This is a genomic window from Bradyrhizobium sp. 521_C7_N1_3 (genome assembly GCF_052075975.1).
Taxonomy (GTDB): domain Bacteria; phylum Pseudomonadota; class Alphaproteobacteria; order Rhizobiales; family Xanthobacteraceae; genus Bradyrhizobium; species Bradyrhizobium japonicum.
Window position 1 is genome coordinate 7,689,197 of the sequence record NZ_CP197232.1, and the last position, 24,223, is coordinate 7,713,419.

At 62.1% G+C, this 24,223-nt stretch carries 24 protein-coding genes; 8 read left to right on the forward strand and 16 right to left on the reverse strand.

What is annotated here, in order from left to right:
• Positions 1-162: 162 nt before the first annotated feature.
• Positions 163-3,342 (reverse strand): efflux RND transporter permease subunit, encoded by a 3,180-nt coding sequence (locus tag AB7008_RS36190; RefSeq protein ID WP_441260344.1) that lies wholly within the window; start codon positions 3,340-3,342, stop codon positions 163-165.
• Positions 3,339-4,562: an efflux RND transporter periplasmic adaptor subunit gene (locus AB7008_RS36195; protein ID WP_441261269.1), complete on the reverse strand. Its 1,224-nt coding sequence runs from the start codon at positions 4,560-4,562 to the stop codon at positions 3,339-3,341. Before AB7008_RS36195 ends, AB7008_RS36190 begins: the two co-directional genes overlap by 4 nt.
• A gap of 159 nt (positions 4,563-4,721) precedes the next feature.
• Here AB7008_RS36195 and AB7008_RS36200 point away from each other — a divergent pair, with 159 nt between their 5' ends.
• On the forward strand, positions 4,722-4,952 hold the full coding sequence (locus tag AB7008_RS36200; RefSeq protein WP_441260345.1) for a hypothetical protein: 231 nt from the start codon (positions 4,722-4,724) through the stop codon (positions 4,950-4,952).
• Positions 4,953-5,009: 57 nt separating this feature from the next.
• Here the strand turns inward: AB7008_RS36200 and AB7008_RS36205 are convergent, their stop codons facing one another.
• A complete protein-coding gene (locus AB7008_RS36205; RefSeq protein WP_304490895.1) occupies positions 5,010-5,543 on the reverse strand; it encodes a peroxiredoxin-like family protein in 534 nt (177 codons plus the stop codon).
• Positions 5,544-6,007: 464 nt separating this feature from the next.
• On the opposite strand from AB7008_RS36205, the gene AB7008_RS36210 reads away from it, so the two are divergent.
• From AB7008_RS36210 to AB7008_RS36225, 4 genes are all read left to right on the forward strand, one after another.
• On the forward strand, positions 6,008-6,499 hold the full coding sequence (locus AB7008_RS36210) for an OsmC family protein (protein ID WP_304490896.1): 492 nt from the start codon (positions 6,008-6,010) through the stop codon (positions 6,497-6,499).
• A gap of 269 nt (positions 6,500-6,768) precedes the next feature.
• Positions 6,769-7,686 carry an NADP-dependent oxidoreductase gene (locus tag AB7008_RS36215; RefSeq protein ID WP_304490897.1) on the forward strand — a complete coding sequence of 306 codons (918 nt, stop codon included), beginning with the start codon at positions 6,769-6,771 and terminating at the stop codon, positions 7,684-7,686.
• 171 nt (positions 7,687-7,857) lie between these two features.
• The gene (locus AB7008_RS36220) at positions 7,858-8,493 is read left to right on the forward strand and encodes a nitroreductase family protein (protein ID WP_028150422.1); all 636 of its coding nucleotides are present in this window, start codon (positions 7,858-7,860) and stop codon (positions 8,491-8,493) included.
• Between the two features lie 34 nt (positions 8,494-8,527).
• The gene (locus AB7008_RS36225; RefSeq protein ID WP_041959139.1) at positions 8,528-9,073 is read left to right on the forward strand and encodes a carboxymuconolactone decarboxylase family protein; all 546 of its coding nucleotides are present in this window, start codon (positions 8,528-8,530) and stop codon (positions 9,071-9,073) included.
• A 66-nt stretch (positions 9,074-9,139) separates the two neighbouring features.
• On the opposite strand, the gene AB7008_RS36230 is transcribed toward AB7008_RS36225, so the two are convergent.
• From AB7008_RS36230 to AB7008_RS36255, 6 genes are all read right to left on the reverse strand, one after another.
• Complete coding sequence (locus AB7008_RS36230) at positions 9,140-9,406, reverse strand: hypothetical protein (protein ID WP_304490898.1); 267 nt, start codon at positions 9,404-9,406, stop codon at positions 9,140-9,142.
• A gap of 113 nt (positions 9,407-9,519) precedes the next feature.
• The gene (locus AB7008_RS36235) at positions 9,520-9,978 is read right to left on the reverse strand and encodes a DUF3788 domain-containing protein (protein WP_304490899.1); all 459 of its coding nucleotides are present in this window, start codon (positions 9,976-9,978) and stop codon (positions 9,520-9,522) included.
• 68 nt (positions 9,979-10,046) lie between these two features.
• Positions 10,047-11,000, reverse strand: a complete 954-nt coding sequence (gene egtD, locus AB7008_RS36240) for an L-histidine N(alpha)-methyltransferase (protein WP_304490900.1) — start codon at positions 10,998-11,000, stop codon at positions 10,047-10,049.
• A gap of 93 nt (positions 11,001-11,093) precedes the next feature.
• Complete coding sequence (locus AB7008_RS36245) at positions 11,094-11,507, reverse strand: cupin domain-containing protein (RefSeq protein WP_304490901.1); 414 nt, start codon at positions 11,505-11,507, stop codon at positions 11,094-11,096.
• Positions 11,508-11,595: 88 nt separating this feature from the next.
• A complete protein-coding gene (locus tag AB7008_RS36250; RefSeq protein ID WP_441260346.1) occupies positions 11,596-13,032 on the reverse strand; it encodes an MFS transporter in 1,437 nt (478 codons plus the stop codon).
• 90 nt (positions 13,033-13,122) lie between these two features.
• Positions 13,123-14,052, reverse strand: a complete 930-nt coding sequence (locus AB7008_RS36255) for an NADP-dependent oxidoreductase (RefSeq protein ID WP_041958926.1) — start codon at positions 14,050-14,052, stop codon at positions 13,123-13,125.
• A gap of 550 nt (positions 14,053-14,602) precedes the next feature.
• Between AB7008_RS36255 and AB7008_RS36260 the strand changes: the two genes are divergently transcribed.
• Positions 14,603-15,958 carry an MFS transporter gene (locus AB7008_RS36260; protein ID WP_304490903.1) on the forward strand — a complete coding sequence of 452 codons (1,356 nt, stop codon included), beginning with the start codon at positions 14,603-14,605 and terminating at the stop codon, positions 15,956-15,958.
• A 203-nt stretch (positions 15,959-16,161) separates the two neighbouring features.
• Here the strand turns inward: AB7008_RS36260 and AB7008_RS36265 are convergent, their stop codons facing one another.
• From AB7008_RS36265 to AB7008_RS36295, 7 genes are all read right to left on the reverse strand, one after another.
• Entirely contained in the window at positions 16,162-17,502 is a 1,341-nt protein-coding gene (locus AB7008_RS36265) for an MFS transporter (protein WP_441260347.1), read from the reverse strand.
• Between the two features lie 233 nt (positions 17,503-17,735).
• Entirely contained in the window at positions 17,736-18,269 is a 534-nt protein-coding gene (locus AB7008_RS36270; protein WP_304490905.1) for a DUF1993 domain-containing protein, read from the reverse strand.
• 178 nt (positions 18,270-18,447) lie between these two features.
• Positions 18,448-19,023: a cytochrome P460 family protein gene (locus tag AB7008_RS36275; RefSeq protein WP_212097329.1), complete on the reverse strand. Its 576-nt coding sequence runs from the start codon at positions 19,021-19,023 to the stop codon at positions 18,448-18,450.
• Between the two features lie 260 nt (positions 19,024-19,283).
• Positions 19,284-20,021, reverse strand: a complete 738-nt coding sequence (locus AB7008_RS36280; protein WP_304490906.1) for a peroxiredoxin-like family protein — start codon at positions 20,019-20,021, stop codon at positions 19,284-19,286.
• Positions 20,018-20,953 carry a LysR family transcriptional regulator gene (locus AB7008_RS36285; protein WP_304490907.1) on the reverse strand — a complete coding sequence of 312 codons (936 nt, stop codon included), beginning with the start codon at positions 20,951-20,953 and terminating at the stop codon, positions 20,018-20,020. The genes AB7008_RS36280 and AB7008_RS36285 overlap by 4 nt, the downstream gene beginning before the upstream one ends.
• A 420-nt stretch (positions 20,954-21,373) precedes the next feature.
• Positions 21,374-22,060, reverse strand: a complete 687-nt coding sequence (locus AB7008_RS36290; RefSeq protein ID WP_441260348.1) for an antibiotic biosynthesis monooxygenase family protein — start codon at positions 22,058-22,060, stop codon at positions 21,374-21,376.
• A gap of 155 nt (positions 22,061-22,215) precedes the next feature.
• Positions 22,216-22,857 carry an ATP-binding protein gene (locus tag AB7008_RS36295; protein WP_441260349.1) on the reverse strand — a complete coding sequence of 214 codons (642 nt, stop codon included), beginning with the start codon at positions 22,855-22,857 and terminating at the stop codon, positions 22,216-22,218.
• A gap of 659 nt (positions 22,858-23,516) precedes the next feature.
• On the opposite strand from AB7008_RS36295, the gene AB7008_RS36300 reads away from it, so the two are divergent.
• Positions 23,517-23,657, forward strand: a complete 141-nt coding sequence (locus AB7008_RS36300) for a hypothetical protein (protein ID WP_441260350.1) — start codon at positions 23,517-23,519, stop codon at positions 23,655-23,657.
• 105 nt (positions 23,658-23,762) lie between these two features.
• Positions 23,763-24,176 carry a cupin domain-containing protein gene (locus tag AB7008_RS36305; protein ID WP_038958464.1) on the forward strand — a complete coding sequence of 138 codons (414 nt, stop codon included), beginning with the start codon at positions 23,763-23,765 and terminating at the stop codon, positions 24,174-24,176.
• Positions 24,177-24,223: the final 47 nt, after the last annotated feature.

Consider the following 24,223-nt stretch of genomic DNA (forward strand, 5'->3'; position numbering starts at 1 on the left):
AGTGATTGCGGCTCAGCTTAGGGCTCTTGCCGACGACCACGAGCGGCGAGTCAAGAAGGCTTCGCGCGAGGCCGCCCCCGCACATCGTCGGCGTTCTTGATCCGCCCTCTCAAGTAGTCGCGCGAGTGTCCCGGCTTCATCGCGCACCGCGGTCAACGCGGCTCATTCCGCCGCGGCCGCGACCGCGTTCGGTTGAATTGGCCTGCCCTCGTTCGCGCCTTCCGCGAGGTTGCGCACCACCACATAGAAAATCGGCGTGAAGATCAGGCCGAACAGCGTGACGCCGAGCATGCCGAAGAACACCGCGACGCCGACCGCCTGGCGCATCTCCGAGCCCGAACCGGTCGAAACCACCAGGGGCAGCACGCCGAGGATGAAGGCAAACGAGGTCATCAGGATCGGCCGCAGGCGGAGCCGGCAGGCCTCGATGACAGCCTCCAGCCGCGACTTGCCCTCAAGCTCGATATCGCGCGCGAACTCGACGATCAGGATCGCGTTCTTGGCCGCAAGTCCGACCAGCACCACGAAGCCGATCTGGGTTAGGATGTTGACGTCCTGCCCCATGATGCGCACCCCGATGGTGGCCGCGAACAGGCACATCGGCACGATCAGGATCACCGCGAATGGCAACGTCCAGCTGCCATATTGCGCTGCCAGCACCAAATAGACGAACAGCACACAGATCGGGAACACATAGAGGCCGGCATTGCCCCCCATCACCTGTTGATAGGACAGATCGGTCCATTCGAGAGAAAAGCCGCTCGGCAACGTTTCGTCGGCCAATCGCTTGATGGTGCTGAGCGCTGTGGCCGAGCTTACGCCCGTCGCCGGCTCACCTTGCACCTCGGACGTCGAGTAGAGATTATATCGCGCCACACGATCGGGCCCCGAGATGTCCTTGAAGTCAACGACGCTGCCGAGCATCACCATGTCGCCGGCCGCGTTCCGGGTACGCAGCCGCGCGAGATCGGAAGTCTCCTTGCGGAATGGGAGATCGGCCTGCGCGGTGACGTGATAGGTACGCCCAAACAGGTTGAAGTCGTTGACATAGGTCGAACCGAAGTAGGTTTCGATCGTGTCGGTGATGTTGGCGATGGGGACCGCGAGCTTCTGCGCCTTGACACGATCGATATCGACAAAAAGCTGCGGCGTATTCGCCGTGAAAGGCGAGAACACCGAGGTCAGATTTGGCGACTTACGGGCGGCGGCGACGAGCTCGTCGGTCGCCGCTGCGAGCAGCTCGGGACCGCGCCCTTGTCGATCCTGGATGCGGATGGCGAAGCCGCCACCGGTGCCGATGCCTGGCACCGCGGGCGGTGGAATGACGATGATGAAGGCGCCCTGGATCGCCGACAACCGCTTGCGTAGATCGGCCGTGATCGCGTTGGCCGACAATCCCTTCTTCTGCCGCGCCTCGGGCTCGTCGAACACCGGGAACAACGCTGCGGCATTACCGGCCTGCGTGCGGGTCGCGCCGGAGAACCCGCTGAACGCCCCGACCCGGACGATACCTGGCGTATCCAGCGCGATCCGCTCGATTTCGCGCACCACAGCAGCGGTCCGCGCCAGCGACGCGGCACCTGGCAATTGCGCCGAGATGATGAGGTAACCGCGATCCTGCGCGGGAATGAAGCCCTGCGAGGTGGTGGCGAGCAGCCAGCCGGCGCTGCCGATCAGCCCGAGATAGATCACAAGCATCACCATCGTATGCCGGATCACGAAGTCGGCGGCGGCCGCGTAACCGCGCGCTAGGCGATCGAAGATGCGGTTGAACAGCGCGGTGAAGCCGTCCCAGCCGCGCGCAATAACGTTCCAGCGCGCCGGCGGTCGTTTCTCCTCGTGTGGAGTAAGGATCTGGGAGGCCAGTGCCGGCGACAGGGTCAGCGAGCAGAAGCAGGAGATCGCGGTCGCGACTGCGATGGTGACGGCGAATTGCTGGAAGAACTGCCCGGAGATACCGCCCAGGAAAGCTGTTGGCACGAACACGGCGCAAAGCACGAGCGCGATCGAGACCAGCGCGCCGCCGACTTCCACCATGGTCTTGAGCGCCGCCTCGCGCCGGCTCATACCGTGCTGGAGATGTCTCTCGACATTCTCGACAACCACGATGGCGTCGTCGACCACGATTCCGACCGCGAGAACCAGACCGAAGAGCGTCAAATTATTGATCGAGAATCCAAGCGCGGCCATCACCGCGAAGGTGCCGACCAGCGACACCGGGATCGCGATGATCGGGATGATCGCAGGCCGCCATCCCTGCAAGAACACCAGCACCACGATGACGACGAGCGCCATCGCCTCGTACACCGTCTTAATCAGCTCATGGACCGATTGGGCGATGAATTCGGTGGGGTTGTAGCCGATATTGTAGTCGAGGCCCTTCGGAAAACTTTCCTTCAGCTTCGCCATGGTGGTGGAGATTGCCTTCGCCGTGGCGAGCGCGTTCGATCCGGGCCGTTGCGTTACCACCATTGCGACGGCCGACTTGCGCAGTATGCGGCTGCTGGTGGCGTAGGAGAGCGCACCGAGCTCGACGCGGGCGACATCGCGCAGACGTACGGTGCGGCCGTCGGAACCGGCCTTCACCACGATGTCCTCAAACTGCCCGATATCCTTGAGGCGGCCAGTGAAGACGAGGTTCGGCTGGAGTGCGCGATCGGCGATCGGCGGCTCAGCGATCTGTCCGCCGGTGATCTGCAGGTTCTGGGCGCGGATCGCCGCCAGCACCTCGCCCGATGTCAGACCGACATCAGCGATCCGGTCGGGATCGAGCCACAGTCGCATCGAGTAGTCGCGCGCACCGAACATCTGGATGTCGCCGACGCCGTCGAGCCGCAAAAGCTGATCGCGCACCTGCAGCAGCGTGTAGTTGGAGATGTAGAGCTGATCGAACGAGTCGTCGGGCGACAGCACGAATACGGCCATCAGGATGTCGGGCGAGTTCTTGCGGGTTACGACGCCGTTGCGCTGCACCTCGTCCGGCAGCCGCGGCTGCGCAATCGCGACGCGATTCTGCACAAGTACCTGCGCCTTGTCGAGGTCGGTACCGAGCTTGAAGGTGACGGTGATGGTGAGCTGGCCGTTCGAGGTCGCCTGGCTGTAGAGATACAGCATGTCCTCGACGCCGTTGATCTCCTGCTCGATCGGTGCTGCCACCGTGTCGGATACGGTCTGCGCGGAGGCGCCGGAATATTGCGTGGTGACGGTGACGGTCGGCGGCACCGCCTGCGGATATTCCGAGACCGGCAGCGTCTGGTAGGCGATCGTGCCGACGATCACAAGCACGATCGACAGTACCATCGCCAGGATGGGCTGGTTGATCGAAAGCTTTCCAAGATTCATGGCTTCGCACCTGCCGGAGCCTTGTCGTCTGCCGGCGCCTGCGCCCTTTTCGGTGTCACCTTGGCGCCGACGCGCGCACGCTGGAGCCCGTCGACGATGACCTGATCCTCCGGCATGAGGCCCTCGCGAATCACGCGCAGCCCCCCATCGAGCGGCCCGAGCATCACCGGCCTTACATCTACCGTGTTGCCTGCCTTGACCACGAACACGATCTTGCGCGACTGGTCGGTGGCTATAGCGGTGTCTGGAATCAGCAGCGCCTCGTAGGGCGACGAGCCGATGATCCTGACGCGGCCAAACTGCCCCGGGAGGATCGAGAGATCCTTGTTCGGGACAATCGCGCGGCTGCGTAGCGTCGCAGTCGAGATGTCCAGTCGATTGTCGAGGAAGTCCATCTTCCCCTCATGCGAGGGCTTTATCTCGCCGGTCAGCGTCACCTGCACGGGATTTGTCGTATCGCGCGAACTCGGCCGCTTGCCTTCGAACCACAGTCGGCTGTTGCGCTGATAGGTCGCCTCGTCGACGTCGAAATAGATGTAAATCGGATCGAGCGACACGATCGAGGTGAGCAACGTCGCACCGCTATCGGCGCCCTGCACGAGGTTGCCGGGGGTCACCAGATGGCGACTGACGCGGCCGGTGATCGGCGCCAGCACGTGGGTGAATTCGACATTGAGCTGCGCGGCCTTCAGCGCACCCTCGGCCTGCGTCTCGGCCGCATAGGCCGCCTGTAAGGCTTGACGGCGCTGATCGACGACTTGTACTGAAACTGCGCTGGTCTGGACCAGGTTCAGCCCACGGTCGAGTTCACGCTTGGCAAGCTCTGCCTTGGCCCGCGCGTCGTCGAGTTGGCCCTGCGCTTGTGAGGCGACCGCCTCGAACGGGCGCGGATCGATGATGTAGAGCAGATCGCCGGCATGAACGATCGCACCGTCTGTGAACTCGACGCTGTTGACGAAGCCACCGACACGGGCACGGACCTGAACCTCCTGTATCGCCTCAAAGCGGCCGGTGAATTCGTCCCAGTCAGTAACCGTGCGCTTGACTGGTTGCGCGACTGTAACCAGCGGCGGCGTAGGCGCAGCCTCTTGTGATTGTGCCTTCTTGTCGCAGCCGGCGAGCGCCAGCGCGAACAGCAGACCGATCGGTGCGACACAGTATCGTGGAAAGCGATAAAACGAACCGCGATCGAGCTGAGGTACCGGAGCCGGATGCACCATTCTATCAGTCATACTCACTTCCGCCTCTCCGCGAACCCAGCGCGATGATCTAGATTACGTCGTTGCTTCGCATATCGACTCACTGCGCTCTCGAGCCTTCATCGTGGTCCGCGCCTTGATCACAGAACCGCAGGTTCAAGCTCGACGATGCTTTGGAGAATGGCCTTGCAATTCCGGCGACGGAAATCACCTCTCGCCATGGACTCGATAAACGGCCGTTATTGCCGCTCGCCGCGCGAGCGCGATGCCGTAGCGAGGAATGCCGCGGGCCGCATGGAATTCGAAGCCGCGACGTCTCATTCTGCGGAGAATTCCGAGTCGGGCTCGGTCAGAGCCGGCAAGATCAAACAGACACGAAACAACCGGGCCGAACAGAAAATCACACAGTAGCTAGCGCGCAGCGACATTCATGTTCACGGCTGTGCCGGTAGCTAAGCCGATGGCCGCTCAGAGAGGGCCGTCATACTCGCCACGCGCCGGATAATCCCTGGCGATAGCGAAATCGATCGCCTGAAGCAATTCCGAGAACAGCGGACGTGCGAACGGCATTGTTTGAACCGCACCGTAATACAAAGTGCCATCCGGTCGGATGAGGAATACGCCGGGCTCCGAAAACAGTGACGGCTCTTCGATGTTGATCGATGTCTTTCCACGCGACGACGAAATATAGAGACCCCACTTGCGAGCAACCACCAGCGGCAGAGAATATCCGAATCGCAAGCTGGCGCCGACCTTGTTTGCCATTTCCTGAGCGCGCTCGCGAACGTCAGAGCTGATAGCGATGACCTTTGTACCGCGACGCTCATACTCGGGTATGAGCGATTCCAGCTCGCGCAGATATTTGAGGCAGACCGGGCAATGGAGTCCGCGATAGAAGCATATCAGCGTAAACAGCTTCGGCGCGTCGGCGGCAAGATCAAAGTCGCCATGAGCAAGGGTCGGCACGCGCAGTTCGGGAACCGATCGACGAGGCAGCAGCATTCTCTTCTCCGCAGTGTTTTCCCAAGTACGTCGGGAATTCCGGCACCCACTGATCGCCCACGAGCCATCACGCCGCCCCTGCAGGTTGAAACTACGTCGCCGACCTCCAATTGAGAAATGCCCGACCGTTATGATTTCCATTCCCGCGCGTTGTTTCTCCGACCGAGACTTCGCCTCGATGGAAGTCAATGCGTTGTCGCGAGCGGAAGACCGTCAAGCCCGGCGCGCGGGTTCACGGATTTCCTCGTCGCGGAGCTTCGGCACCGACTCCCGAGGCATTCCCGGCGGTTATGGTTATGATAGCTTTACCCGAATGGTCGCCGGATCTAGTTGCTGAACGCACCGACCGGAGCGGACGCCGCGCTGAGACCTCGCACTATCTTCAAGACTCGTTCTGCGATGCTTGCTGGCGTTCACGCTCGTCGAAGCCGGTAGTCGATCATTCGAACAATCGGAACCTAGTCATGACCAAGATCCGCGAAGTTGTTGTCGTAAGCGACCCCACCAATCATGGTGCATTGGTATGCCGTGTCGGAGACTCTCAGTTTACTGTCGGCGGCCCGGATGGCGGCGGCCGCATTTCTTCTGGTCCCAATCCTTACGACCTGCTTAGCGCATCTCTCGCCGCATGCACCGCTATGAGCATTCGTTTTCAGGCTCGACGCCAAAGACTTCCGCTGGAGCGGCTGGAAGTGGGCGTCAGCTTCCGCCATGGCGCTCAGGGCGAACGAGATTCGTTCGCACGCACCCTCGTGCTGGACGGAGAACTCGATGCGCATCAGCGCACGCTCCTGCTGGAAGCCGCAAACCTCTGTCCCGTCGGCAGGATTCTGGGCATCGGTGCCGCTATCAACACGCGCCTGGACGCTACTGCTTCCGGCCACAGCCCAGGCACTCAGGCCAGCTACGAGGATGATCTGGCTCAACTCCCGATCCCGAATATCACTCCGGATTGAGCGTCTCTGGTGCCGTCGGTCACTGTACCGTCGCATCGCAGCCTATCAAACCCGCATTGCAGCTCTTTCTTGCGTCCTCAGTGCCCGGAGATCCTCCATCGTGGGGCACTCGTTCCGACGGTCACTGCCGACGCGCTTTGATCTTTCGCGTCGATGGCATCGATTCCATAGCCACAGGTCATTGGACCATCGAATTTCGTGATCGTATTTTTGTTCGCCCGCGAGGCAAATCGGAAGATGACGACATACCACACACGAGGAGGTTGGCGATGAGGGCAATCGTCGTGGCAGACCAAGCTGCGGGAACGGCCGGGATGAAGCTGGTGGAGCGACCCGAACCGCGGCCAGCAATAAACGACGTCGTCGTTCAGGTTCATGCGTCAGGATTCGTTGGAACCGAGCTGTCGTGGCCTTCGACGTGGACCGATCGCCTTGATCGTGACCGAACACCGTCGATTCCCGGGCATGAGTTCGCCGGAGTGGTCACCGCTCTCGGATATGGCACGACGGGCCTGTCGGTGGGGCAGCGGGTGTTCGGCCTCGCAGACTGGTATCGCGATGGCACACTGGCTGAGTATGTGGCGATCGAGGCACGCAACCTCGCGCCGCTGCCGGGCGACGTTGACTTCACGGTGGGCGCGAGCCTGCCGGTCTCGGGTCTGACCGCGTGGCAGGGATTGTTCGTACACGGCCGCCTTCAGGCGGGGCAGCGCGTCCTCGCGAACGGCGCGGCCGGCGCAGTCGGGTCGATGGTGACGCAACTCGCGCGTGAGGCCGGCGCCTATGTCATCGGCACCGGACGCGCCGCCGACCGTAAGAAGGCGCTCGACTTCGGCGCGAATGATTTCGTCGACCTGGAGAACGACGCTCTAAAAGACACCGGCCCGGTCGATCTGGTGTTCGATCTCATTGGCGGCGACATCGGGAAGCGCTCCGCGCGCCTGGTTCGATCCGGAGGAACGCTGGTGTCCATCGTCGGGCCGGCCGAGGCGCGGCCCGCCGATGGCCTGGCGGTCGACTTCGTCGTCGAGTCCGATCGTGCCCAACTGGTTGAGATCGTCCGGCGGGTTCGGGACGGGCGACTGCGCACGAACATCGGCCACGTAACGACGCTCGAAGATGCCGTCGCCGCCCTCAAACCGACAAAGCGGATCGGCGGGAAGACGATCATCCGCGTTCGTCCGTGAACGACCCACATTCGATGCACGCGGCCGTCACGTCCTATCAGACACGCCGCAACCCAGGAAACCACCACGGCCGCCGGGCATGACATGCCAACCGGGCTCCATCCCTGCGGCATATCGAGCAAAGAGAGCGAAAGCACTCGCTATCTCATCCCCTAACGCACAGGAATCACCATGACCAACAGAATCGCCATGACCAACGCTGTCATCGAATGTATCCTGAGCCGCAGCTCCGCCAAATACTACGACCCTGCCGCCACTTTGAGCGATGACCAAATCCGCGAGCTGGTACGAATTGGCACCACTGCGCCGACATCCTTCCATTTGCAGAACTGGCGCTTCATCGCGGTACGCACGCCCGAAGCCAAGGCTCGGTTGAGCCCGATCGCCTGGAAGCAGCCGGCGATCACTGAAGCCGCCGTTACCTTTATCATCTGCGGCCAGTTGGCTGATTCCAGTGTAATTCCGGACCGCCTGGCGCCGGTGGTGGAGGCGGGTATCATGCCGGCAAAGTTGATACCGGATTGGGAAATCCCCGCACGCGATCTCTATAAGGACTACCCGCAGCGCCAGCGCGACGAAGCAGTACGCACCGGCGCCTTCGGCGCGGCCGCCATGATCTATGCGGCCCGCTCGCTAGGCCTAGGTTCGACGCCGATGATCGGTTTCGATGCCGAAGCGGTGCACCGAGATTTTGGACTGGCCGAGGACGAAGTACCGGTCATGTTGTTGTCGGTAGGCGCCGAGCGCCCGGGAAACTGGCCGCAAAAGCCGCGCCGTCCGGTGGCTGACGTGTTGGATCTCGTTTGATTATCTGTGAACCCAGCAACTTGCGAAGATTATGATGCCAAGAATTGCAGCTCTGAAGCCGGACCAAGTGCCGGCCGATTCGAAACCGACCCTCGATATGTTCACCAAGAACATCGGGTTCACCCCAAACATGATGGCGGCCTTCGCGGCAAGCCCGATCGCGTTCAACTCATGGGCCACCCTGCTTGGTTCCTTGAGCAAGGCGCTAGACGTGAAGACGCGCGACAGCATCGGCCTCGCTGTCTCCGAAGTGAATGGCTGCGACTACTGCCTGACGGTTCACAGCTTTACGGCCAATCATATGGCCAAGCTGCCCGCCAATGAAATCACTCTCGCCCGGAAGGGCCATGCCAGCGACCCGAAGCGGGACGCCGCCATTCAGTTTGCGCGTAAAGTCATCGAGACCCGCGGCAAGGTCAGTGACGCCGATCTGAAAGTCGTCCGCGATGCAGGCTACACGGATGCGAACGTCATCGAGATAGTCGCGCTGGTGGCCATGTACTCTCTGACGAACTTCTTCAACAACGTGTTCGATCCCGAGAAGGACTTTCCTGCCGTTGCGCCGGCTGGCTCGATCTGAACTCACCCCATTCGCATCGACGATCTCTGAGGACGCTCTGAGTTTTCTTGTGATGCGAGCATAACGCTAGAGCCCGGATGCACCCAGGAAGGATTCTTGGGAACGTGTCCGGGCTTTTTTGTTGGCGCGAATACTGTCGCCGTTCTTCGCCAAGACGGTCACGAAGTGATCGCGTCGCGGAAAGCGTGCGGCAACACCGTCACCGGCGGACGAGGCGCATGTGAGTGCGTCGCGGCTCAAAGAAGCGATGGCCGACAGGCAGGTGATGACCGACGTCTCCCATGCGCCGTCATTTGACGCCGAGGCGTCGAAGCTCTTCGACGGAGTACTCAAGGGATCGCTCTAGGCCGCCAGATCGCCCGCGAGGACGACGACGTCGTTCCGCCGCGCAGGAAGATGTTCGATGCGCGCGCCTATCTCATCTGAAACACGACGGCGGGGGCATCTCAACCGCGTGATCGCGAGGGAGGGCGCTTCAGACTTAGAAGCTCAGTCACGTCATGCCGATCGGTTGCGGATGAGATCGCAACTTTCAGCCATTTTCCGTCAGGGTATGTTCGGGTTTCATCGTAGAGCTTCACCAGCTGCGAGCGCCATCCGTAACGCCGCGCCTCAAACTTCTCTCGCTCTGCTGCCCCCAAGACCACCTCGACCGAAAACAGCTTGTATTCCGGCAGGAAGGTGCAGAATGCCTTGGATTTCTTGTAACGCAGGGACCAACCACGCTTCTTGCCACGATAGAGCCAATCCGGCGCGAAAACACCGGGGTAGTATGCCTCGATCCATTTTCGCAGCTCGGCCCAATGCCCGAACGCCTTCGGGCCGATCCAGTCTCGGACAGTGCTGTCGTCGGGCGACGCTGACTTGTCGGTGATCCTGTCGCCGATCTGGGGGGACTGTTCCATGCCGCTTTCCTTTACACCGCAACTCTCACGTTTGTTTCGGAAGACCTGGTGGGCCGCGTCATCGCCCTTCAGTAGCGAATGAGCCCGAACAGGCCGAATAGCCCGTCTGCATCCTGCCAAAGCTCGACAACCTTCCATCCGCCCGAGCGGGCAAGCCGCTCGAAGCACTCCGCGGTATATTTTCGGGAACTCTCGGTGTGGATGGTTTCCGACGTTCTGAAATTGAACGTCCGTCCGCGGAGGGTCACGCGCTGATTGCACATGCTGACCAGATGCATCTCTACTGCTTTCTCGATCTCGTTCCAGCGCGCCACGTGCTTGAACCGCTCTAAACGGAAATCGCCGCCCAGTTCGGCGTTGATCCGCTCAAGGAGGTTGAGGTTGAAAGCGGCAGTCACACCGGCGCTGTCGTCGTAAGCGCGCAGAAGCGTATCTACGTTTTTCTGGAGATCGACACCGATGATGGCACGTCCGTTTTTGCCTAAGTGTCGCCCCATCTGCATAAGCAAGGTTTTCGCCTCGCTCGTGTTCAAATTCCCCATCGTCGAGCCAGGAAAAAATCCTGTCCTGCCGCCGCTGGAGCCATCAAACGGAACCTCAAATACATCCAGGAAATTGCGCTCGATGGGACGGACCCAGAGCGACGGGAAGCGCGAAGCGATCCTCCTGGACGTTTCTGCAAGGAAAGCATCGGCGACATCGATCGGCACGTAGCCTCGCGGGTCACGCAGGCCTGCCAGAATAAGCTCCGTCTTAACGCCGGCTCCCGCACCATACTCGATGAGAACCGCGCCAGGCTCTACAAAATTGGCGATGTCCCGCTGCCGCTCTCGCAAGATCGACGTTTCGGCTCTGGTCAGATAATACTCATCCTGCCTCGTTATCTCTTCGAAGAGTTCAGATCCACGCTCGTTGTATAACCAACGGCTCGGCAGCGTCTTCACATCAGCGGATAAGCCGCCGACGACGTCTCGGGCAAATGCATTTTCAACAGCTTCGATGCTGTCATTCACGTGAAGCATATTTTCCGCTTTCGGTGCCACGGCGGATAACGGCCGAGGTAAACTCGTGGCCGATATCTTCACCGTGAATTCGTGCCAGGCTCATTGAATACGTTACTTGAGAGGTGTCGTCAGCGGGTTGTCATTGGTGTCGAGGACGAAGACAGCGAGCAGCTTCGCCGGTTTTGTCTTGCTCGCATTGCGGCTGATCGAATGGGTTGCACCCGGCGGCTCCGACCAGCCCTCGCCTGCCCGATAGATGCGCTTCTCGCCGTCGTTCACCTTCGACTCGATCGCGCCCGAGATGACGTAAGCGTAGATGAACGCCGACTTCGCGTGGGTATGGGGCGGGGATGCCGCGCCCGGCGCGTAGTCGACCTCCAGGGCGAGCAGCGACTTGCCAGAGACATTGGGAATGGCCGCCTCGAGTTTCTTCGCGACGGTTTCCGCTTCGCGATCATGGGCGCGGATGGGGCCGGCCATCGAGAAGGCGGCGCAGGTGACGGCGACAATGGTCCGGATCTTCATGAGTTTCTCCTTCTGCCTAGAGGTTGGTATTCGTTCTTCATTGCTCCCTCTCGACCTTGCCGGTCTGCTGATCGCCGACACCGAACGGTCAGTCTCGCGGGATGAAGTCGACGTGGGGCCCCGGCTCGATGATGAACACCGCGAGCGTGGCGAGAACGCAGGCGACGGCGGCGACAACCATCGCCATGTGGAATCCCCAGAACAGCTGAGGACCGCCTTGCTGCAGCACACCGCCGAGCAATGCGATGGCGAACAGCGACCCGGCGCGTGAGACTGCGCTGTTGACGCCAGACACGGTTCCGACTCGATCGGACTCGACAGACGTGAGGACGAGGGTCGTCAACGGCGCGATCGCAAGGCTCATGCCCAGCGCCAGCAACAGGATGCTGGGAAAGATGTCCGCCCAATAGGTCGCGTTCGGACCGATACGGAGCGCCACGATGCAGCCCAAGGCGACGACGGCGCTGCCAGCGAACAATGGTAAGCGCCTGCCGAACCGGCGGCAGAGCATGCCGGCGAGCGGCGAGACGACCGTAATCAGTACTTGCAGAGGAATGAAGGCTAGGCCCGCCACCAGCGTCGGCAGGTGCGCGCCCCGGATCATCACGAACGGGATCAAGGTTAGCATGACCGTGAACGGACCGTAGAGGAGCGCGGTGAACAGGTTCGCGCCGACGATCGACCGCGAGGCGAAGAGCGACGGGGGCAGCATGGCGTTCTCGCCTAGTCGCCGCTGTGTGACGATGAGGCCGGCTAAGCCGCCCAGACCGACGATCAGAGTGATGAGCACCCAAAGGGTTGGACCGGAACCGTTGGTCAGGGTCGTCAGCCCCGCGCCCAACGAGCCGAGCCCGACTGTCGAAAGGGCCGCGCCATAGACGTCGATCCGGACGTAGCTGGTCGGGGAGTCCTTGGGTATCCACGCGGTGCCGAAGGCCAGCGCGCTGGCGACGATGGGCAGGAGCATCAGAAAGGCCGTCTGCCAGGACCCGTGATCAATGATCGCGCCCGCGATCGCGGGCGTGATGCCACTTGCGACCGCAGCGACGGCGGACCAGATGCCGATCGCACGGGCTTTCTTGTCGGCGGGAAAGGCCCGCCCGAGCACGGAAAGGCCGTTGGGCAGGATCACAGCTTCGCCCACGCCTTGCAGGAAGCGGCCGCCGATGAGGGGCGCGAAACTCGGCGCGAAAGCAATTGCGGTCGCGCCCAGACCGTAGAGGGCGATCCCAGCGAGGAAAACCCGCTTCTGTCCGAACCGGTCACCCAGAGCGCCGGCGCCCAAGGTCAGGGCCGCGAGTGGCAGGAGTTCGGCGTTCATTACCCACTGCAGGTCAAGTGGCGAAAGGCGCATATCTCGGCCAATCGCCGCGAGCGCGACCGTGACGACGGCGCCGCTGACGAACACGAGGCAGCCGCCCAGGCTCGACGCAGCGAGCACCTTGGTGCTCCCATGCGCGCCGGCGGCCTTAGGCTCGGCGAGCGCCAGGCCGCAATCGGTCAGGATCAGGGACGCGCTGCTCACGACCTACCCGTCATGTCAGGTCGCGCGCTTCACGGCGCGCGGGATCATTGGGCGGCGGCCCGAAGCCGAACTGGCGTGTCCGTTCACGGATCACTTTTCGCAACACGGGCGAACGCGAACGATTGTCTTCCCCTTGCGTCGCTCGGTCCGATTGAAGGCGGCGATGGCGTCATCGAGGGTCGAGACGGTGCCGATGTTCGTCCGCAGTCGTCCGTCCCGCACACGCTGGACGATCTCACCCAGTTGGGCGCGATCGGACTCGACAACGAAGTCGACCGCCAAACCGCCGGCAGGCCGCGCCTCGGTCGGCCCGGCGATGGTCACCAGCGCTCCTCCCGCTCGAATCAGGCCTGCGGACCGCTTCGCGATGTCGCCGCCGAAGATATCGAAAACCAGATCGACGCCACCGACGTCTTTTAGAGCGTCGTTCTCGAGGTCGACGAACTCATTCGCGCCGAAGTCGAGCACCGCCTGACGGTCGCCGGCTCGTCCAGTACCGATGACATAGGCGCCGGCCTCACGTGCGAGTTGCGTCACCATCGAACCGATGACGCCGGCCGCGCCGTGCGCAAGGACGCTCCGCCCCGCCTGAAGGTGGCCGTGCACGAACAGTCCCTGCCACGCAGTCAGACCCGGCATCACCAGGCTCGCGCCCACCGTGAAGTCGACGTCGCCCGGCAGCGGCGCAAGGTTGCGTGCCTCGACGGCCACATACTCCGCCAAGGTGCCGTCGCGATACCAGTCCGTGAGGCCGAACACCCGCTGTCCCACTGACAATCCCGTCGTGCCATAGCCGAGAGCGGTGACGACTCCGGCCAGCTCGTGCCCAGGGATCGACGGTGTTCGGTCACGATTGAGGCGATCCGTCCACGTCGGAGGCCACGTCAGCTCATCCCAAGTGAAGCCCGATGCATGAACTTGAACGACGACGTCGTTTATCGCTGGCTGCGGTTCGGGCCGCTCCACCAGCTTCATCCCGGCCGTTCCCGTGGCCTGTTCCGTTACGGCGATTGCCTTCATGTGAGTTGTCTCCTCAGTTATTTTCTCCTTGCCGGATAGGTTCCAGCGATAAAAAGTCCGTCCGGCATCGCTTGCCAGCGACCATGGGGGACGGCGCCTTCACGATCTCAGCTGTCCAGCACTCGACAAAATCCGCGAGCGGTACCCATTGATGGCAGCGCGGAGTATCATTCTCCAATAGCCGGCATGCATGGTTTCCATTGCAGCGGGGAATAGTGCTGCGACGGTCTTCACTGCCATTCGTCAATCAAGGCAAGTTGCGCACGCCGCGACGGCATGCCGCCGCGCGGCAAGGCAATAACGATTATCTATCGATTCTATGGCGAGAGATAATTTCCTTCACCGGGGTCCGACCGCCACCGTATGAGACGGCTGTCGGAACCAGCTTCAACCCGAAACAAGACTGCGAATGACCAATCCTGCAAACCAGAGACGGGGAGCGTGTCGCAACGAGGCACAGCCGTTTGTAGAGGGGTGCAGCCGTGGCGTGATCGACGCAGAACCCTGCCCGCGAGAGCTCGGTCGGGAAGCTCCGCCTCGGTGCCGGCGCATGGTGCTCGCGGCCTGTGTGCTCGCGTCCTCGATGGCGTTCATCGATGCGACAGCGTTGCCCGTTGCGTTACCGAGATTGCGCTCAGATTTGGCGGCGGACCTCGCCTCGGTTCAATGGGTTCTCAACGGATATATGCTGGCGCTCGCCTCGCTGACATTGATCGGCGGCGCGCTCGCGGACGTTTATGGCAAGGCGCGCATGCTCGGGTTCGGCTGCGTGCTGTTCGGTCTGGCATCCGCGGCTTGCGCGATGGCGCCTTCGCCCGCCTGGCTGATCGCTGCCCGCGTCGCGCAGGGAGCAGCCGCAGCGATCGTTACCCCCGCCAGCCTCGCCCTGATCGGGGCCACCTATCCGCGCGCAGAGCGGAACCGAGCGATCGGCGTATGGGCCGCAGCGTCGGCTCTCACCACCGCCGGAGGTCCTGTCCTGGGCGGCTGGCTCACCGAGACCTTTGGCTGGCCATCCGTGTTCTGGATCAACCCGCCGCTCGCGCTCGTGGCGGTGGGAGTTCTGCTGGTCTTTGCGCCGAAGGATGGTCGCATCCAGCGCAGATTCGACGTGATTGGCGCCGCGATCCTCGCTTCGGCGATCGGAGCGCTTGCCTGGGCGCTTAGCCAAATCGGCCCCCGTGAAGTTCAGGCCGCCGCGGACGCTTCCCGCCCGTCGGGCACAGTGCTCGTGATTGTCACCGGGCTTGGCATTACCGGGCTCGCCGTCTACGCGCTCTGGGAGCGCGAAAGCGAGCACCCGATGACGCCACCTCGCTTGGCGGGGAACCGCGCCTTCCTCGGGCTGAACGTTGTCACCCTGATGGTCTATGCGGGGGTTTCGATCATGTTCTTCCTGCTGCCCTTTGAGCTCATCGATCGCCGCGCCCTGTCGTCAACCGACGCCGGGCTGGCATTCCTCCCCCTCACGCTTGGCGTGGGGCTCTTGTCGAATCTGTTCGGCCGGCTGGCCGACAAGATTGGCACGCGGGCCATGCTCATCGCGGGACCGCTGGGTGCGGCACTCGCCTATATCCTGATGGCGCTCGGCGAGAAAGAATCCCTGATGCTCGGCGTGATCGGACCTATGACCCTGCTGGGCCTGTCCTTCGCTGTGCTCGTGGCGCCGCTCACCGCGTCGGTCATGTCAAGTGTGGACCAGCCCGACGAAGGACTCGCCTCCGGCATCAACAATGCGGCGAGTAGGATTGCGCAGCTCGCCGGGGTGGCACTGGCTGCCGGCGTCGCGTCTTTCTCGTCCGGCTACGAAGTCGGGCTCGCCATAGCCGCCGCGACCTCGATCGGCGGCGCCTTTGCCGCTTCGATGACCCTGACACCGGTCATGGCGAAAGCGGACGCAACTTAGAGAGCACGGAATTCAACCGAATCCGATATTTCATTAGATCTGGCAGACACCCCGAACCTACCGGAAGCCGTGTTCAACGGCGCGTCATGGCTGATCGTAGATTCTAGAACCGCGAGTTCTGCGGCGGCTTGTCACAAGCTACGTTTGTCTGCAGCAACGAGCACAGATATCGCCGGCGAGGTGCCGCGTCCCGCATTCGGACGCTATCTGAACCGACGAGCGCTGCTGGTAGCGACTCCCGTCAGAGCGAAGGCCATTCCGGCAACCAAACAAAAGACAGCGCCTTGGTCCCCGCCCAAGCCAAAGATCAGCGAGACCAACGCGGAACCAAGTGACCATCCGATGTAGCGAGCCGCGGCATTCATCCCACTTGCGGCCCCGCTGCGCCCTACGGGTCCAGCCGTCATCATCGCCGTGTTGTTCGGGGTCTGAAAAAGACCAAAGCCAATACCGCAAAGAGCCAGTCGCCAAACGACATCCCATCTCGCCGGAGTTGTCGGCAAGAAGACCATCAGGAGCAAACCGACCGCCAATAACGCCAAACCAATGCTGCAGATCACCGAAGCGGGGTGGCGGATCGTCAAGCGGCCGGCAATTGGGGCCGTAACGGCAGTCATGAACGGCCACGTTGTCAGAAGAAAACCTGTTTCCACGGCCGAAAGATGCATCCTCGTCTCAAATAGAAACGGCAAGGAGACGTAAGCCAGAATTTGCGCTGCATAGGAGCAGACGGAGGTCCACACCGATAGGGTAAACAGAGGTATACGGAAAAGATCGAATGGCAACATTGGCATCGGGTGCCGGAGCTGTTGTCGAACGAAGAGACCAAGATAGAAGAGGCCCGCTACGATCTCTCCCGTCGCAATGCGCCCATCGCCAGTACCCAGCGTGCCGACACCGACGACGAAAAGTCCGAACGCCAGCGCATTGAGAGCGGTCCCGATCAGATCGAGAGAGCGCGCAACCCGAACGTCTGGTGGTGCGGCGGCAATAAATAGCGGAATAGTGAGGCCGAATGGCACATTCACCAAAAATAACCAGGGCCATTTTGCCACGGCAAGTATTGCCGCCGCGATGGTGGGGCCCAATGCTCCAGGTATCGCCACCGCTAATGCGACCAACGCGAAGCCCTTGCTGACCATGTGATGCGGATAAATCACGCGTACAAATGCCATGCCGGCCACAGAAACTCCGGCTGCCCCGGCACCCTGAATCAAGCGCGCACTCACCAGCATCGGTAATGTTGGAACGAAAGCGCAGCCCAACGATGCGAAAACAAAAATAGCCAGGCCGGCGGTATAAACGCGCTTCAGACCGAGTGATTCGACAAGACTTGCAACGGGCAACAAGCAGACCGTTGCCGAAAGCTGATAGGCATTCACGACCCAAACGGTCGCGGCGTCACTGGTTGCGAATGAACGCGAGATGTTTGGCAAGGCGATGTTCACGATCGCGCTTCCGAGGGAACTTAGACCAAGTCCAAGCAAGATGCAGAGCATTACCCAGCGGCGCTGAGCCGCCGTCAGACCGTCGACGCCACCCATCAGTATGCAATGTCCGGCGCGAACTTTGGACGGCCGACTTTGCGCAAATGTTCAATGGCGGATTCCGTAGATCGATACTTGATCTCGAGCGAGCAGCCTCGTTGGGTCGACCACAAATGCACACCCATGACTGGTATTCTCTTCAACGTTAACTCTCTCGTTAGATCAGGTGCGGCGTACGCGTGATTCCGGCCATGACAACAACAATCTTAAAAGCGCACCGCGCCTGCCGCTCACGAATAGTCACCTCCGCTCTGCTGACTGAGGTCGCCGAGGTAGTCGCGCTTCCCGATCTTCGCTCCGAGGTGCCGAAGGATCGCGTGCGCAATCGCGATGTGGAAGAAGAAGTCGGGTAGCACCAGGTGCCGGATGTAGTCGTCGCCGCCGAACCACCCGCGCACGATAGGCGGTGTCAGTTCGTATGTGTGGGACTGCGCGCCGTCCATCTCGCCCGGCTGCAGGTTTTGCAGGAAGCCGCGCGTCTCGAGGAGCCGCCCCTTCAGTGCCGGGTACATCATGAGGGTGTTGCGGGGAGCCGGCGCATCGCGCTGCATCAGCTTCGCCATGTGGGCGTCGACCTTGTTGCAGCTTACAGAAAACTGTTCTCCGAAACTCAGCATGTCGGACGCGAGCCGCTCGCCAAGGATCCTTCCAGGCTCACACCCCCTGGTCCGCTCGAGTGCTTGGGCGTGGTCGAGATAGTCATCCATCACGTTCAGTCCGTGCACCATGACAGGGACCGTGATGTCATAGACCGAGAGGGACACGTCGAACTCCATCGGCTCGGTTTGTACTCTGAACGTCGGTCGGACCCGGAAAATCGAGAATCGAACCGACTGATCACAATAGGCTCTTCAATCTTCTCGCATGCCGCACCAGCCGGCGGGATTAGAGGTCGCCTCCGCGAAGCTGCGACAGGGCGAAAGCCCCCACGCATACGATCGCTTAGTGACGCAGCACGGGATATCCATTCACATAAATCCAGTCCGTGGCCGTGGCAGGCACGTGGCACCCCTGGCAATCGGAACGGTAGTCCGTCGAGGTGGTTTTGAGCGGCTTGTCCGCGTCGAACCACGACCATCCCCACCCGTCGCCCCACAAGGGGTTGCCGGGGTGCGTGCCCTTACTGTCTCTCACCATGACGAACCAGCCCTTGAGCTTGTCAGCGTGGCTTACCGTGCCGGTGGTCATCTCGTTGGTCGAAGTCGCGAAGACTTCTTTCACCAGAACGGCGCCGTCCGGAAAATGCCCCGTCTTCCGGTAGGCGTCGATCGCCCCTGGGGATGCATAGACGGCGTGGATTTCATTCGAGCCCTGGCCGCTCTCAGCCGCAATCGCCCAGGTGCCGAGCGCTTGGTAGAGGGTTCGGTAGTCCGCCGGCACGCGCAGGTGCCCAGCGCCGTCCACCACGTTCGCGGTCGGGCCGGCCGGTGCCGCTCCGTTGATCTGCGCGAGCGCTGCCACGGCGCCGGTGACCAGCGAGACGGCAACAGCGAGGCCGATAGTCTTCGATAATTTCATGGGGATCTCCTTTACCGCTCGCGGGTTGCACAGTGATTCAGCGCGACGGCTTCAAATCACCATTTCAATCGCTGTGAGGCCGACCGCGCGTGTTCGGCCGGGCCGGGCACTCCGGAAGATCGGACGCGGCCTACGAAATTAGAAATTCCCTTTGGACATGTATTCGATAGGCAGGAGGTATCGTCGGACAATGGCGCCGTCGGCGCCCCGTCCGTCTGCGATCAGCCGTCGAGAAGGTTGCTCTCCACCTTCTGCTGCCCTCACTCGGACGTGGAAGCGGCCTGGCGCAGCGCGGCCAGGATTTGCGTCGGCTCCTCTCGTATCGTGAAGTCCGGCTCGACGAAGGCGCTGCGGATCTGGCCGTCCGCGTCAATCACATAGGTCGCGGGAATAGGTAACATCCACTCCGGTGATCCGTGCCGAGCGCCGAAGTCGAATCCTAGCCTGGAATAGTGCGCTTTGGTCTCGTCCGGCACCCGGAACAGCACGCCATACGATATGGCAACGCCATAGTCGACGTCGGAGAGCACCTTCAGGTCCAAGCCCAGGCTCCGCTTGAGCTGCCGCGGGAAGTCCCTCGTCTCGGGTGTCACCACTGCGAGGGTCGCACCGATGCTCTCGAACTCATCCTTTGCAGCCTGCAGGGCGCAAAGCTCAGCGGTGCAGAACGGACACCAGCCGCCTCGGAAGAAACTCAGCACGAGGGGTCCTTTGCGGCGCAGCCGTTCGGAGGAGTGGAGACGGCCGTCAGCGTCCGGCAGGAGGAAGTTCGGCGCGGCGTCTCCAACCTTCAGAGCGTGCGATGCCACGTCGGTATCTCGGAGCCAGCGCACGAGGTGGTTGTATGACTCCCAATCCGTGGCGCTGAACGTCGTCAACAGCTCGGCGCGAATCCGGGCGAGTGTCTTGTTGGTCTGATTTAACATCGGTTGGGAGTCATCGAGCTGAGGATCGATTGGCTGGAAGCGGCTGGCCGTCGGCGTGCTTGTCGTGGTCATGCGGGCGCCCCCGACACCACCGGGACCGCTGCGTGCGGCACGCCCCGGTCGGGGGCTTCGACCGACCAGTCGCGAAGCCGCGCGACCTTGACGAATGCGTCTAGCGCCGGGGAGTAGCGGCGCCCTTGCACAGCCAGTAGGCGCACCTCCCGTGAAACCAGGTTGCCTTCGAGCGGGATGGTCTTGAGCGTCGGAAGGCGCGGCATGTGCTCGGGCGCGAGTATCACGCCAAGGCCGGCCGCGGCCATGTGCTGCAGGTGCAGGTCGTGACCGCTGCAGTGGCCAAGTTGGGGCGGGCTCTCGGGGAAATACGATTTCTGGATCTTCGGGGCCACGTCGCAGTCGGCGCGCTCCAGCAAGATGGTCTCGCGGAGGTCGTCGATGCCGATCGAGGGACGATTTGCGAGCCGGTGCGTCGGCGCAAGAACCACAACGTAGCGCTCCTCGAACAGCGACCAGTCGTCGATGCGGGCGGGTACATCCTGCACGTCGCCGACCATTGCGACGTTGATCTCGCCCTCGAGCAAGAGGTCGACGAGCTCCTTCGCCGCGCCCTCGCGCAGCTCGACGTGAAGTCCAGGGACGAACTTTGCGATCTCCGCGATCGGATCGAGGACGAGCGACGCCGAGATGGAGGGGGCCAGGCCAATCTTCAGTGGCGCAACGTCCTTGCGCTGGAACTCCTGGGCTCGGCGACGCACCGCCTCTGCCGAGGCCAGTGTGCGCTCCAGCATCGGAAGGACTTCCTTTCCAAGATCGGTGAGTTGGGTGAGATGGCGTTCGCGGTAGATCAACTGGCCGCCGAGTTCCTGCTCGAGCTTCTGCACCCCCTTGGTCAACGCCGGCTGCGTGACATTGCACTGCTCGGCCGCGCGGGTGAAGTTGAGGGTGGACGCGACGGCGAGGAAGTAGCGAACCTGATGAAGCTCCATGGGTTATTATGTTCTCCGTCAAGGTGCGACTGTCGATAGAGACGAGCCTTTGCAAAGCGACGGCGTGACAGGCACGTCGCGATCATGGGGGGTAGATGCGACTTGTATGCGCAGGTTGGAACGGCTGAGCCTATTGATTAGGACGCACGGACACGCTTTCAGGAGTTTCTGAGAGCCGGGATAGTGCATGTGAGGTGGCCGAGAACCGGACGGGCGGCGGCCGCCGTCGCGTACCCATGTTCGTCAGCTTCGTCAGTGCAGAAATCAATCGTGCGACAGCTAGCGGAGCAAGCCTCTACGATAATTCGTCAACCGCCAACCGTCTGTTTCTTGCCAAGCCCGGCAAACGAGAGACCGGGCGGCACTGCGAACCCAGAGGCGAACTCCCGTCGCAGCATGGCCCTTCCCGACGGAGCGGCGTCAGGCATGGAGGGTCTCGCCGCCCTTGGCATCTTCGAAGTATTGAGGTGCTTCGCGACGGTCGTATTTCCCGTAGTCGCGCACGATCCGCACTCTACGAACCCTTGCCTTGTCATTCGGCGCGGAAGCGTCCTCGTAAGCCTGCGCTGCGGCGGCGTCCCTCCAGGACATGAGCAGAATCAGGTCGCCAGGCGTGAGCACTGCTTCGAAGATGTCCCACGATGTGAAGTCGGCGGCCCAAGGGTTCAGTCCGAGCCACTCCGCGCAGCCGTACGGGTTGTTGGTCTGTTTCCACTCCGCGGGGCGCGTCGCGTTGATCAGCGTGACCGTCATCCCCTCCCCGACTTCGGTCTCATCGAGCCGCTGCTCCATGAGGGCGTGACCCACGGGCACCTTATTGTCGGCAGTGATCTGACCGACGCGGAGGTGGTAGTCCGCGAGTATTTCATCGCGGCCCTTCTGCTGGACCTCGTGATGGCGCATGCGGATGCGCCAGCGGACGAGCGACTTCTCGTCCCGCCAGTTCGAGAGCGAAAGGATCCAGCCCTCGCGTGTCAGGCTCTTGTAGCGGATGTTGTCGACGAAGCCCTCGACCTGCTCCAGCTCGGGGCGCAGGATGTTGGCGTTGTCGAGGTAGTTATCGCACTTCCCTTCATGGGGGAGGACTTCGAAGATCACGGAAAACATAATTGTATCTCATTCCTAGAGCGCCGCGATGTGGTCGATTCGATGTCGAAGTGGCCCGACCATGCGTCGCATTCACGGTGATTCGCCGGATGAGAAGCCCCGCGGGCACGTTCCCGCTTTTCCGCATATCCGGCCTTCCTGCCACGCAGCAGTAGTCACTGACCGCGGGGAGTTTTTGATGACGGCGTGCGCGTGATCCGCGTACCGATAAAGCTGCTCCGGCCCCTCGCATCATCGACACACGGGAGAAAGAGGCGAACCAGCGTGCCGCCACCTCGCTCGCTCTCTATGCTGATCGCACCGCTCCGTCCTTCGGCGAAGCCCCGTACCTGGGCGAGTCCGATGCCGCTGCCGCCGCCGGCCGCCTTTGTCGTGAAGTACGGAAGGAACGCCTGCGACAGGACCTCCTCAGACATGCCCTCCCCCTCGTCGGCGACGACAATCTCAACGAACCCGCGGTCCGCGCTAAATGGCTCGACATTCCGCGCCGCGACGGTGATCGTGCCACCGGCCGGCATAGCATCGTCTGCGTTTCGGCAGAGATTCAGGAGCGCAAAGTACAGCTCTTCCGGGTCGGCGTTGAAGGTCCATAAGTCAAGCGCGATCTCGGTGCGGACAGTGATGTCCGGGCGCAACGCCCAGTCAAGCGTACTCGCGATCGCTGCGAGACGACTGCCTGCGATAAAGCCGTCGATCGACTTGCGGCATGGTCGCGCAGTATCGAGGAGCTGACGGCTGAGCGACACGCCTCGCGCAATCGCCTCCTGCATTTTGCCGACGATCGCCTTTCGATACACTGCGTCGCTCTGGCACTCGAGCAGCCGCAGGCGCCGCCGATCACGGCGAGAAGGTTGTTGATGTCGTGGACGACGAACTGCGCCGCGTCCCCGATCGACCTCTCCCCCTCCGAACCGCGGGCGAAGGCCACGCCGCGCGTGCTGGACCGTGGGGCGGTCCGGAACAGGACCCCGGAGATCTCGCCGTCGCCCCCGACGAGCGGAATCTCCACGCGTCTGGACGCGATAACACCGCTGCCGTGATCGCTGACGCTCCGCACTCTCACACGGAGTGGGCGCTGCACCCCAAGCGCGACACCGGCTCTGTCCGCAAGCACGACTACATCCTCCGGCAGATGGCTCTCGACCTCGCCGGGAAAGGAAATGTCGGATGAATATTTGATCAGCATCTGGGGAACTCCTGGCCTGCGATTGTCCAACGGGACGCCAAGCTCGGCCCGTACACGCGGGCGGGCGACGATGGCTCGAAGATTGGGTCCAGCACCGAAAAATGGAAAATGACCTCTTGCCATGGAGTCGATAGCCGACCGTTATCGGCACGCCGCGGCGCCCAGACGGCAACGCAGCGCTGATCACCATGATAAGCCGGAACGAGCAGCAAGATATCGATGCAAGGCCGCGGAGAACAAGTACCGGATCAATGTCGGGCGAAGCTCAGATTGCTGCATGAGAAGATCGAACAGCTGCGTGAGAGCGAAGTCCTGAAGCCAACGGAGGCCATCAGGATGCTGACCGATCTGCTCGAGCAGTCAACGTCGGATGCACGCGAGTCCGATGCGGGAAGCGAGCCGCCATCATGACGCGCGGCTATTGATTTCATGGCGTGACGTCATTTCCAATTCGCCGCACGGAATTCCATGCTTGCACGGTGCCGGGCTCATCCGACGCGCAATCAGGAGGTTACAATGTCAGTTCACAAGCCGGTTCTCACGGCGCCGCACGGCGGCGAGACAGTGACCTCGAGCGGAGGCTCGAGCGTCGAGATGAAGGTGGAGAGCAGTCAGTCCGGAGGCGAATATGGCACTGTCCTGTGGACGGTGCGGGCCGGGGAAGAACCGCCGCTGCACACACACACGCGCGAGGACGAACTGCTATACGTGGTGCAAGGGAAGCTAATCGCCCGGGTCGGCGATACCCGTATCGAGGTGGGGCCAGGCGCCTACGCGGCTCTTCCCCGCGGTCTGCCGCATACGATCGAGGTGGTCGGCGACCAGGCGACCCTGCTGCTCAGCTTCGTGCCGGGTGGGTTGGAGCGCTTTTTGGTCCCCCGGAAGGGCGAGCAGCCCGATCCGGCTGCATTCGGCCTGACGTTCCCCTAAGGGCGCCGACCATGGCGCGCGGGACATCTGGAAGAAGAACTCTTGCC